This is a genomic window from Brevundimonas sp. UBA6550 (genome assembly GCF_002434505.1).
Lineage (GTDB): Bacteria > Pseudomonadota > Alphaproteobacteria > Caulobacterales > Caulobacteraceae > Brevundimonas.
Window position 1 is genome coordinate 89,800 of the sequence record NZ_DJKE01000008.1, and the last position, 10,679, is coordinate 100,478.

Sequence of the window (10,679 nt, forward strand, 5' to 3'; positions counted from 1 at the left end):
GTGCGAGCGTAGATTTTGACCGACACCATAAAGCTGAGCCAGGCCCGACGCGGCGATCGCGGCGTCATCGCCCAAGTGGGAGCCCATTGCCATCACCAGAACGAGGCCGTGGAGCTGGAGCGCCGCCTTCTGGAGCTGGGCTTTGTCGAGGGCGCGCAGATCGAACTGCTGCACGAAGGCCTGTTCGGTCACGATCCCATCGCCATGAAGGTGGACGACATGCGCGTGGCGCTGCGTCGGCATGAGGCCGAGAGCCTGACCATCAAGCTCGACCAGCGGGGCGTCGCCTGATGGACATCGCCCTGAAGACCGCCCGCGTCGCCCTGGTCGGCAATCCCAACAGCGGCAAGACCGCCCTGTTCAACGCCCTGACCGGCGCGCACCAGAAGGTGGCCAACTACGCCGGCGTCACGGTGGAGCGGAAGGAGGGTCTGATCCGCGCCACGTCCGGCCGCACGATGTCGGTGCTGGATTTGCCCGGCACCTATTCCCTGCGCGCCCGCAGCCCGGACGAAGAGGTCACGCGCGACGCCGTGCTGGGGCGCCTGGCCGGAGAGACGCCGCCGGACGTGGTGGTCTGTGTCGCCGACGCCACCAACCTGCGCCTGGTGCTGCGCCTGATCCTGGAACTCAAGGCCGTCGGTCGGCCGATGGTTCTGGCGCTGAACATGTACGACATCGCCCAGCGTCAAGGCCTGCGGATCGATCTGGAGGCGCTTCGCGCCGAACTGGGCGTGCCGATCATCACCACGGTCGCCACGCGCAAGCGCGGCATCGACGATCTGATCGCCGCCGTCGAGGTTCAGGCCGACGCCGCTGCGCTCGGCGAAAACTCCTGGCATACGCCCGACGCCGCCGAACTGCGCAGCGCGGCGCGCGAGGCCGAGCGGATCATGAAGGCCTGCGTCCGCCCGCCCGAGCGGCCCGACACCCTCACCGGCAAGATCGACTCTGTCCTGCTGCATCCGGTCGGCGGCCTGCTGATCCTGCTGGCCCTGCTATTCGTGATGTTCCAGGCGGTGTTCAGCTGGGCGGCGCCCCTGATGGACGGCATCGAGGCGGGCATCGGCTGGTTAGGCGGCCTGGTGGCCAATGTGCTGCCGGACGGCCTGCTGCAAAGCCTGATCGTGGACGGGATCATTTCCGGGGTCGGCAGCGTGCTGGTTTTCCTGCCCCAGATCCTGATCCTGTTCCTGTTCATCATCGCGCTGGAGGACTTCGGCTATATGGCCCGGGCGGCCTTCCTGATGGACAAGATCATGGGCGGGGCGGGGCTGCATGGCCGCGCCTTCATTCCTCTGCTGTCCAGTTTCGCCTGCGCCATTCCCGGCGTGATGGCCGCGCGGGTGATAGATTCCAAGCGCGACCGCCTGACCACCATCCTGGTCGCGCCGCTGATGACCTGCTCCGCGCGCATCCCGGTCTATACGCTGATCATCGCCGCCTTCATTCCGAACGAGCGCGTGTGGGGCTTCGCCAATCTGCAGGGACTGGTGATGTTCGGCCTCTATGCGGCGGGCATTCTCAGCGCGCTTCTGGTCTCGCTGGTGATCCGCAAGGTGTTCTGGCGCGGCGCGGTCGAGCCCTTCATGATGGAGCTGCCGACCTACAAGGTCCCGGACCTGAAAAGCGTCGGCTTCAACCTGTGGCTCCGCGCCAAGATATTCCTGAACCGGGCCGGGCGGATCATCCTGCCCGCCGTGATCATCCTGTGGGTGCTGGCGACCTTCCCGTATCCGCCCGAGAACGCGACCCTGCCGGCCATCGACTATTCGTTCGCCGGCATGATCGGCCGCGCGCTGGAGCCGATCTTCGCGCCCATCGGCTTCAACTGGCAGATGGTCATCGCCCTGATCCCCGGCATGGCGGCGCGCGAGGTGGCGGTGGCGGCGCTGGGCACCACCTACGCCATTGCGGACGCAGAGAATGCGACGGGCCTGCTGGCCTCCACCCTCGCCACCCACTGGTCCTTGGCCACGGCCCTGTCCTTCCTGGCCTGGTACATCTTCGCGCCCCAGTGCGTGGCGACCCTGGGCGTGGTGCGGCGCGAGACCAACTCGCTGAAATGGACCTGGATCATGATCGGCTACATGTTCGGTCTGGCCTATCTGGCGTCGCTGGTGACCTATCACGTGGCGGTGGCGCTCGGGGGCGGCTGAGCCTGATCGGGTGAGGAGAAATCGCTTCGCGATTTCGCCGATGCCGTGAATCAAGCTCCTGCTTAATGCGAGAGCATGATTCACGCTTCTGTCGGAACCGCGAAGCGGTTCCTCAAGAAACGATCATGCTCTAAGCCGGTGCGGTTCGCCGCCGTCTGGACGTCCTGATGAACCCTGTGATCGCCGGTGCCGTCATGGGCGGCCTGGGCCTGGTTTTCGGTAGCTTCATCGCCGCCGTCAGCGTGCGCCTGCCGCGTGACGAGGACATCGTCATGGCCCGCTCGCGCTGCCGGGGCTGCGACCAGCCGCTGCGTCCGTGGGAACTGGTTCCGCTGTTCAGCTGGTTGGCCTTGCGCGGCCGTTGCGCGCGCTGCGACACGCGGATTTCAAGGCGCTATCCGCTGATCGAACTGGCGGCGGCCGGCATCGGCGCGTGGGCGGCGCTGTGGGGCATTGGCGGGGGGGCGTCGCTGTTCACGATCGCGGCGACAGCGGTGCTGGGCTGGCAGTTGCTGCTGATCGCCATCGTCGACGGCGAGAACTTCTGGCTGCCGGACATCCTGACCCTGCCGCTGATCGCCACCGGCCTTGTCGTGGCCATGGGCGCCAGCTGGGATGTCGCCGTGTCGCATCTGATCGGGGCAGCGGCCGGGTTCGGCGGGCTGTGGCTGGTGGGCTGGCTGTATCAGGCCGTCCGCAAGCGCCAGGGGCTGGGGGGCGGCGACCCCTTCCTGTTCGCAGGCGCCGGGGCCTGGGTGGGCTGGGTCGGTCTGCCCAGCGTCCTGCTGTGGGCCTGCGCGGTGGGCCTCAGCCTGGTGTTCGCAATGCTAGTGGTGCGCAGGTCGATCAGCGCGACGGACAGGCTGCCGTTCGGCGTCTTTCTGGCGGTGGGGATCTGGCTGACCTGGCTCTACGGCCCGCTGGGGCTCTAACGCCCGGTCGTCAGCTTGACGACGATGATCGCCGCCGTATCCAGAATGGCCTCCGGCGTATCGGCGCGGCGCAGCAGATCGAAACTGGCCGCCGTCGATTCGGCGATGGAGGCGATCTGGTACGAGGCCAGGCGGGGGTTGTATTCCTTGGGGTGCAGGCCGCTGGCATGGGCCTGGGCCACGCGGCGTTCGATGGCCAGGTGCAGACGGCGCAGACGGCGCACGCGGCTTTCGACGAAGGCGGCGTCGCCATTGTCCGCCAGCATATGCTCGACCCGCAGCACCTGGCCGTGGCTGCGCCAGATCGCCATCACGTCCAGGATGAAGGCGCGGGCGATGACGAAGGCCTTGTCGCCCGGCCAGTCCGCCTGAAAATGCGTCGCCAGTCCCTGGAAATCGGCAGCCGCGACCTCGCACAAGGCCAGAACAGGTTCTTCGACCGTCTTGAAATAAGTATAGAAATTCGACGGAGACACGCCGGCCGTCGAGGCCAGGTCGGCGACGCGAATCTCGCCGTAATGCCGCGCGTTCAACAGGCGCCGGGTCGCGTCGAGGATCGCCTGGCGGGTTCTGCCTCCGCGCGCGCCGATCTTGTGACCCAGCTTGTTGGTGGTGTCGGGCATCGCCCCATTGGTCGAAAGAGGGTGGTGCCGGCTGCAGGAATCGAACCCGCGACATCCAGTTTACAAAACTGGCGCTCTACCAACTGAGCTAAGCCGGCCCGCATGTGCGGTTTCGCCCTTATGTCCAGACCGAAGCCGCGACGCAAGACGACCCTGCGCCGTAAACGGACAAATTGCGCCTGCACACCGGCACATTCGCACGCGGCGAAGTCGAGACATCATCGAGTCAGAGGATGGCGGAGGGGGTGTCCGCTTCGACGATTGAATAAATAAAACAACAATGGGCTGTGGTCACGCTATCGATTCATCCCACATCGGTACCCACGTTTCGGATCGCGCCGGCTAGACCAAACCGCTCCCGGTTCGAAGATCGAGTCAGCAGCCAAGCCGTTCTGTGCGCGATCATGCATAATGTTCGTCAATGATGCCACATTTCAGATTCAGCGAGCCGCATCGGCAGGTGCTGGAAGCCATCCGGCGCTGGCAACCCGTGGCGCGGGCGGAACTGGGACGTCGCTTGGGCATTGCGTCGGGCCCCATGAGCCAGTTGACGCGCGATCTGCTCAAGGCGGGCGTGATCATTGAGGGCGATCCCTTGCGAGGCGGACGAGGACAGCCGTCGCGACCGCTTTCCGTCAATCCGGCAGGAGGCCTCAGTTTCGGGGCGAGCCTGTCGCCCGGCATGATGCGAACAGTGGCGCTGGATTTCGCCGGAACCGTCATTCAGGAACGCGCCCAATCGATCGAGGACGGGGCGCCCGAGCGTGTCGCCGGGCTTCTCAGCGAACACATCGCGGCGATAACCCAGACCGTTCGGCTGGACGAGCCGTCCCGGATCGTGGGAGTGGGCCTAGCCGTGCCCGGCTTCTTCTTTCAGGATTCCTCGAAGATGCGGACGGTCAGCGAACACGCGGCCTGGCGTCAGCATGACCTGAAGGTCTGGTTTCAGGCGCGGCTCGGTTTGCCGGTACGCATCGAGAATGATGCGACCGCCGCCGCCATGGCGGAGGCCTTTTCGTCCGAAGGACGAACGGCGCGATCGCTTGTGCTGTTGCTGATCAACTACGGCATCGGCGCCGGCGTCGTTATCGACGGTCGCCCCTTGCGCGGCGCGCACGGGAATGTGGGGGAGATCGGCGCTTACTATCCGCTGGGACGACCGCGTCCATCCGGCAGCGATCTGCTGGCTTATCTGGCTGAAAAGGGCATGGGCGAAAAGTCTCTGGAGCGGGCCGATTTCCAAACGGCCGGTATGGACGCTGTGCTGCGGCAATGGGTGGATCGCGCCGCCCCGCAGTTGGAAACGGTGCTCGAGTCCGCATGGGCCTGGCTTGATCCCGACCGTCTGGTGATCGGAGGCGCGCTGCCTGCACGCCTGCTTCAGGCCTTGGCGGAGGCCCTGCCAACCCGTCTGTTCGCACTTCACCCGGAACGTCCGCGTCCAGTGATCGCCGCCTCCACACTTGGACCTGCCGTGGCGGCTATCGGGGCGGCCTGCCTTCCGCTGCACGCCGTGACCCATCCTGAGCCGACAACCATTTCACGCCCCCAATTAAACTCGTCTTATTAGGTTAATCAGAGCGCCCTATCGCCTGTCCGCGCCAGCCGCAGGCGGCCGCGACATCGGGGGATTTCATGGGCAGAACATCATTCAAGGCGCATCTGGCGTCGACCGCAGGGTTTGCAGCGATTTTGATCGCGCCCACCGCAATGGCGCAACAGTCGGCGCCCGCCGCTCAACTGGACGACATCACCGTGGTCGGGGCTCGGGCCGAAGCCCTGGGCATCGTGACCCAGAAGCGTCGCACGGATGGGATCGCCGATTTCCTCAGCGAGGACGAGGCGGGTCAGCTTCCCGACCTGAACATCGCCGAATCGCTGCGTCGTATTCCGGGCGTCACCGCCATCTTCGATGAGGATCGCGGGCGTTTCGTTACCGTGCGGGGTCTGAACGCCAATCTGAACTATGTGGCGATAGACGGTCTGGGCGTCGCCACGACGGACGAGTTCGGCGGAACGGGGCGCAAGGTCAACCTCGAGGTCATCCCCTCAGGCGCAGTGGGATTGCTGGAGGTGCGAAAGACCTTCACGCCGGACATCGACGGCGGCGCAATCGGCGGCTTCGTGGATCTTCACACCCGCAGCGCCTTCAAGGGACGCGCGCCCTTCATCGTGGCGGAAGGCGGCCTGAACCTGCAGACCTATCAGGACGTGCCCAACGGCAACAGCGGCAAGGGACCGATCCGTTCGCCCGTCGGCGGACAGTTCAGCGTGACCTATGCCAATCGGTTCGGGGCCGCCGAACAGTTCGGCATGGTCGCCGCCGCCCACCTGTCGCAGGATCAACGCGACGAATCCAAGAACATTCAGGCCGGCGAGGCCTACTATACGGCGGCCGGCGCGAAGGTCGATCCGATACTGGCCGATGGGACTGTGAACCCTGCCTGGAACGGATTCGTCGCCCCGGACCAGGTCCGCAGTTACGACTACACCAATCGCGTCCGCGACTACGGCGCGAATCTCAAGCTGGAGTATCGAACGCAGCAACTCTATGCGTCGGTTCTTGGCTACTATTATGCGGAAGGTCAGCAGGAAACCCGAAACGCCGTCCAATATCTGAACATGGATAGGGCGACGAACCAGACCCAAGATTCAGGAACGCTTCGTCTCGGGCAGGTTCGCATTGGGTGGAACTTCAATCCCCTAGATCGCCAGAACATCGGAGCCATCCTAAGTTCGCGCTACACCTTCGATAACGGTCGCTTCCTCAGCCTCAAGGCCGGCTGGTCATACAATGATTTCGACGATTTGCAGCCGCTTGTGGAGTTCCGCGGCCTGCCTGCGAACCGATCGGTGTCGTACGAAGTTGTCGAGCGTGGACCAGCCGTGAACCGTTACGCCTTCGCCGACCCTGTCGGCCTGCTCAACCCGGCGCGCTACACCCTTAATCAGTATTCGGTGCAAAGCCGCCATTCCGACGAGAACGTCTTCGATGTGAAACTAGATCATGGATTCAATCGCGACGGCGCGCGACTGGGTTGGGGTTATCAGGTGGGAGTTGAACTGCGGAGGCTGGACCGCCGGCGTGACAACAATCGCACCGATTATGTCAGCAATAGCGTGGCGCTGACGGACTATGCATTCCAGACCGATTTCCAACCCGGCTGGCTCAATGTGCCGCTGTTGTGGGTGGACGGGCCGAAATTCCTGCGAGATGTCGCCCCGACCCTGAAGGTCAATGCGGCCTCGACCGCAGAGCGCGAGATCATAGAGGACTATCGCTACGTCGAAGACACACGTGCGGCATATGGACTGACGACCTACACGGGGCCGAATTACAAGTTTGTGGGCGGCCTGCGCTATGAGGATGTGGGCACCGAGGCTACAACCCCAGGCGAGGTGCTGGCCGATGGATTTTCGAAGCGCAAGGGCGGTTATGACCAGCTTCTGCCGTCCGCGACCTTCGCCTATGACCTGGCTTCGGACCTGCGGCTAAAGCTCGGCGCCAGTCGATCTTTGGGCAGACCCAACCCGGGCGACATCGCCCAACGCGAACGCCGCAGCGACACCAACGCCACAATCAGCCGCGGCAATCCGGATCTTCGTCCGCGTGTTTCGACCAATCTGGATGTGGGGCTGGAATACTATCTGCCGAACCGCAATGGCCTGATCTCGGCGGCCCTGTTCTCGAAGGCAATCGACGACGAAATCGTCACCCGCAAGACCGAAGAGATCATAGACGGCGTCACCTACCTCGTAACCCAACCGCAGAACGCTGAAGGCGCGGACGTCTGGGGCGTCGAGTTGGGGGTGATCGCCAATCGTCTGACCTTCCTGCCGGAGCAGTTCCAGGGGTTCGGCGTCTCGGGCAATCTGACCTATGTCAACGGCCGGATCACTTATCTGGACGACGACGGTCAACGGGTGACTTCGGATCGGCTGGTGGATCAGTCCCGCTGGTTCGGCAACGCCGCCCTGTTCTACGCCGGGCGAAACTATGAGGCCCGCGTTACCTATAATCACTGGGGCGGCTACATCGACGCCCTGACGCCGCAGCCTTGGCTGGCGCAGGGATGGGACGGTTTCGAGACCATCGATCTCTCCGTGCGCTACGATCTGAGCCGGCAATGGAAGCTCAAGTTCAAGGCGCGAAATCTGCTGAACGAGAATCGCACGCGCGTCCGAGGCCTCGCCTTGTCGGATTTGTACGAGCAGGTGGAGTTCGGCCAGTCCTTCTATCTGAACCTCAGCTATAAATACTGACCATGGACATCCTGGCCTCTTCAGCATTCGCCGCGCTGAGCCTTCTCGCCACGCCCTGCGCCGCCTTCCAGGACAACTCGACGGTGCTTGCGCCGTCTGGCTCCATCGCCGCCTATGCGCCCCTGACCAGTGGATCGGCGATCCAGGATCAGAACTTCTATCTGTTGACGGTGCTGGACCAGGACCCGCTGTCTCGACAGGCCCTGCAAGCGTCTCAGACGATACGCGCCCTGGCGCAAGCCAGGGCCAGCCGCATCCGAAACGCCTTGTCGCATTGCAACGAAACCGCATCGTGTCGGGTGCTGGCCCTGCTTTGGACGCCCCAGGATATCGCCGCTTTCGAGAACGCCTTGGCGGCCGAGCCGGGCCTCAGCGATGTCGCGGTTCGCCACCTGCGCCCGTCCTCCGCCTTCGCCCTTTATGAAAGCCAGTCCGACGAGGCCATGTTGAGAACCGCATGGAAAGATGCGGCAGAGGGCATGAATCGCATCCTGCGCGTCTATGGTCTGGGCGAAGCGCCGCGTTATCCGCAGATCGACGCCATCAGTTTCGAGCCCGAAAGCCGCCGCTTCCAAGGTTTGGTGGACGAGACAATAGACGTGCTGAGCGTCGGCGACGGCGGTCGCGCCTTCTACGCGGATACGCTCCGCTTCTCGCTGATGCTTCTCTATCTGAACGATCGCGAGACCGTCCGCGTCAGCGACGTATTGGAACGATGCGAGAACGCGGCGGCAGCCGCGGCGGCACAGCGGACGGATTGGTCCAAATGGCGCTATCCAGCCATTCTTGTCCCCGGCGACGGGCCCGACACGCCAGGAGAACGCCTGGGCGAGATCGGCAAGCTCAGGGTCATGCGGGCCGCCGAACTCTATCACGCGCAATTGGCGCCCTTTCTGATCGTATCCGGCGGCGCCGTCCATCCTGCCCACACGTCCATCATTGAAGCCGAAGAGATGAAACGCGAACTGATGGACCGCTATGGGGTGCCAGAGTCCGCGATCTTCATCGAGCCGTCGGCGCGCCACACCACGACAAACTTCCGCAATGCGATCCGGTTGATGCTGCGCTACGGGCTGCCGATCGACCGATCTTACGTTGTGACTTCCACTCGCAGCCAGATCAGCAAGATCGCAGATGATGCATTTCGTGTTCGGTTGAACACCGAGCTTGGTTACGCGCCGATCGCCGACCTGAGAGCATTGGGCCCGCACGAGGTCGTGTTCCAGCCTTCTGCGATCGCCACCCACAGGGATGCGCGCGACCCGCTCGATCCCTGACGATCCTGCGGGCCGCGCTTCATCGTCGTGTCGTGTCTGCGGCTTATTCGCCCATGATGCACAGGAAGGCGCCTATCGCATTGGGTCGATCGGGATTTAGGGGGCTGACGCTGGTCTATGGGCTGGCGCATCTGGGCAAGAGCCTGTTCTGGTATGCATCGGAACTTTTGCTGGCCTTCTATCTCACCGAACTGGCGGGGCTTTCGCCGCACCAGATGGGCCTTGTCCTGTGCGCGGGGCTGGTCGTCAGCGCCGTGATCGACGTCGTCGTCGGTGCGCGTCTGGGCCGAGTCATGCCGGACGCGCGGTCTGCAGGGCGGCTCCAACTGTTTGGGGCGGCCGCATGCGCCGCAGCCTTTCTGGCCATCACGGCTGGCGTGTGGGCGCCGATCGAGTGGCGCTTCGCCTACATCCTGACGGCTGGGCTGGCCTTTCGCATCGCCTACGCCCTCTATGATGTGCCGCAGAACGCCCTGATGTCGTTGGGGGTATCCGACGCCGCAGCGCGAAATCGTGTCGCGGCGACACGGATTTGGTTCAGCGGCCTGGCTGCGCTGATCATCACGGCCGCCGTGGCGCCCCTGCTTTCCGCCGGTCAGGACGACCTTCCGACCTATTTCTGGGTGACGTTCGGCGGATCGGCGTTTGCGGTCGCGGCGGCTGCGGGCCTTTCCATCGCCTTGGCGCGCGTCGAGGAGCCCGCGAATCGGAACCCAGCGTTTGTCCCTGCGGCGCGCTGGCGGCCTTCGAATACATTCTGGCTGATCACGGCCTTGATGGCCGTCACCTCGATAGCGACCCCGCTCTTCGCAAAGACCGCGCCCTTCTTCGCCGCCAATGTGCTGAAGTCTCCCATTTGGGGCGGCGCGGTCGCGTCTGGCATGGCGGTCGGCATCCTCGCCGGCCAGCCGATCTGGCCGCTGATCTCGCGCCGGTGGTCGCTGGCAGCCACTTTGGCCGTCGCCGCCGTCATCCAGCTTGTCGGACTGTCGGTGATCGCCCACGCGACGACCAGGCTCGCTGAGACGACATTGCATACGTTCGTGCTCGCCGCCTTCCTGTTCGGGCTCGGCAACGGCGGCGTGGGCATGGCGCTGTGGGCCGGTTTCAGTGCTGTCACGGCGCGCCAGGCGCCTGGATACGAGGGGCTCGCCTTTGGCCTATTTTCCGCGGTGGCGAAGTTGGGATTGTCTATCGGGGCCATCTCGCTCAGCGCCGTCCTGGGAGGGCTTCGTCACGAAAGAGGCGACGCTGTGACTTTGACTGCCCTGATGGCGGGCGTGCCTGCGGGAGGTGCCCTAATCGGCCTTGTGATCGCGTGCGTCTGGACACAAACTGCGACGCATCGCAATAGAATTTCCCCGTAATGGGTTGACTTTGTTGCTTTTTAAGGGGCTGGCGGAGAGGGTGGGATTCGAACCCACG

At 64.2% G+C, this 10,679-nt stretch carries 8 protein-coding genes and 2 tRNA genes (1 of these 10 running past the window's edge); 7 read left to right on the forward strand and 3 right to left on the reverse strand.

What is annotated here, in order from left to right; translation table 11 throughout:
- Nucleotides 1–15 precede the first annotated feature (15 nt).
- The 3 genes from B3Z70_RS08320 (at nucleotide 16) to B3Z70_RS08330 (ending at nucleotide 3,091) form a co-directional block, all read left to right on the forward strand.
- On the forward strand, nucleotides 16–291 hold the full coding sequence (locus B3Z70_RS08320) for a FeoA family protein (protein WP_292022525.1): 276 nt from the start codon (nucleotides 16–18) through the stop codon (nucleotides 289–291).
- On the forward strand, nucleotides 291–2,159 hold the full coding sequence (gene feoB / locus B3Z70_RS08325; protein ID WP_292022527.1) for a ferrous iron transporter B: 1,869 nt from the start codon (nucleotides 291–293) through the stop codon (nucleotides 2,157–2,159). Before B3Z70_RS08320 ends, feoB begins: the two co-directional genes overlap by 1 nt.
- Before the next feature lie 167 nt (nucleotides 2,160–2,326).
- Nucleotides 2,327–3,091 carry a prepilin peptidase gene (locus B3Z70_RS08330; RefSeq protein ID WP_292045350.1) on the forward strand — a complete coding sequence of 255 codons (765 nt, stop codon included), beginning with the start codon at nucleotides 2,327–2,329 and terminating at the stop codon, nucleotides 3,089–3,091.
- On the opposite strand, the gene B3Z70_RS08335 is transcribed toward B3Z70_RS08330, so the two are convergent.
- Both B3Z70_RS08335 and B3Z70_RS08340 read right to left on the reverse strand, forming a co-directional pair.
- Nucleotides 3,088–3,714 (reverse strand): TetR/AcrR family transcriptional regulator, encoded by a 627-nt coding sequence (locus tag B3Z70_RS08335; protein WP_292022532.1) that lies wholly within the window; start codon nucleotides 3,712–3,714, stop codon nucleotides 3,088–3,090. The two genes, B3Z70_RS08330 and B3Z70_RS08335, sit on opposite strands and share 4 nt — an antisense overlap.
- A gap of 22 nt (nucleotides 3,715–3,736) precedes the next feature.
- A tRNA-Thr gene (locus B3Z70_RS08340) sits at nucleotides 3,737–3,812 on the reverse strand.
- Between the two features lie 362 nt (nucleotides 3,813–4,174).
- Here B3Z70_RS08340 and B3Z70_RS08345 point away from each other — a divergent pair.
- The 4 genes from B3Z70_RS08345 to B3Z70_RS08360 all read left to right on the forward strand — a co-directional run bounded on the left by B3Z70_RS08345 (nucleotide 4,175) and on the right by B3Z70_RS08360 (nucleotide 10,621).
- Nucleotides 4,175–5,284, forward strand: a complete 1,110-nt coding sequence (locus tag B3Z70_RS08345; RefSeq protein ID WP_292022534.1) for an ROK family protein — start codon at nucleotides 4,175–4,177, stop codon at nucleotides 5,282–5,284.
- Nucleotides 5,285–5,349: 65 nt separating this feature from the next.
- Nucleotides 5,350–7,977: a TonB-dependent receptor gene (locus B3Z70_RS08350; RefSeq protein WP_292045352.1), complete on the forward strand. Its 2,628-nt coding sequence runs from the start codon at nucleotides 5,350–5,352 to the stop codon at nucleotides 7,975–7,977.
- Nucleotides 7,978–7,979: 2 nt separating this feature from the next.
- Nucleotides 7,980–9,254 carry a YdcF family protein gene (locus tag B3Z70_RS08355; protein WP_292022538.1) on the forward strand — a complete coding sequence of 425 codons (1,275 nt, stop codon included), beginning with the start codon at nucleotides 7,980–7,982 and terminating at the stop codon, nucleotides 9,252–9,254.
- 56 nt (nucleotides 9,255–9,310) lie between these two features.
- Complete coding sequence (locus tag B3Z70_RS08360) at nucleotides 9,311–10,621, forward strand: MFS transporter (RefSeq protein WP_292045354.1); 1,311 nt, start codon at nucleotides 9,311–9,313, stop codon at nucleotides 10,619–10,621.
- A 29-nt stretch (nucleotides 10,622–10,650) separates the two neighbouring features.
- Here the strand turns inward: B3Z70_RS08360 and B3Z70_RS08365 are convergent.
- Nucleotides 10,651–10,679: transfer RNA gene (locus B3Z70_RS08365), tRNA-Ser, on the reverse strand (it continues 163 nt past the right edge of the window).

Excerpts from the sequence above, each read along its gene's own strand:
- feoB (WP_292022527.1), top strand. The coding sequence starts at position 291 with ATGGACATCGCCCTGAAGACCGCCCGCGTCGCCCTGGTCGGCAATCCC.
- B3Z70_RS08330 (WP_292045350.1), top strand. The coding sequence starts at position 2,327 with ATGAACCCTGTGATCGCCGGTGCCGTCATGGGCGGCCTGGGCCTGGTT.
- B3Z70_RS08335 (WP_292022532.1), bottom strand. The coding sequence starts at position 3,714 with ATGCCCGACACCACCAACAAGCTGGGTCACAAGATCGGCGCGCGCGGA.
- B3Z70_RS08350 (WP_292045352.1), top strand. The coding sequence starts at position 5,350 with ATGGGCAGAACATCATTCAAGGCGCATCTGGCGTCGACCGCAGGGTTT.
- B3Z70_RS08355 (WP_292022538.1), top strand. The coding sequence starts at position 7,980 with ATGGACATCCTGGCCTCTTCAGCATTCGCCGCGCTGAGCCTTCTCGCC.
- B3Z70_RS08360 (WP_292045354.1), top strand. The coding sequence starts at position 9,311 with ATGCACAGGAAGGCGCCTATCGCATTGGGTCGATCGGGATTTAGGGGG.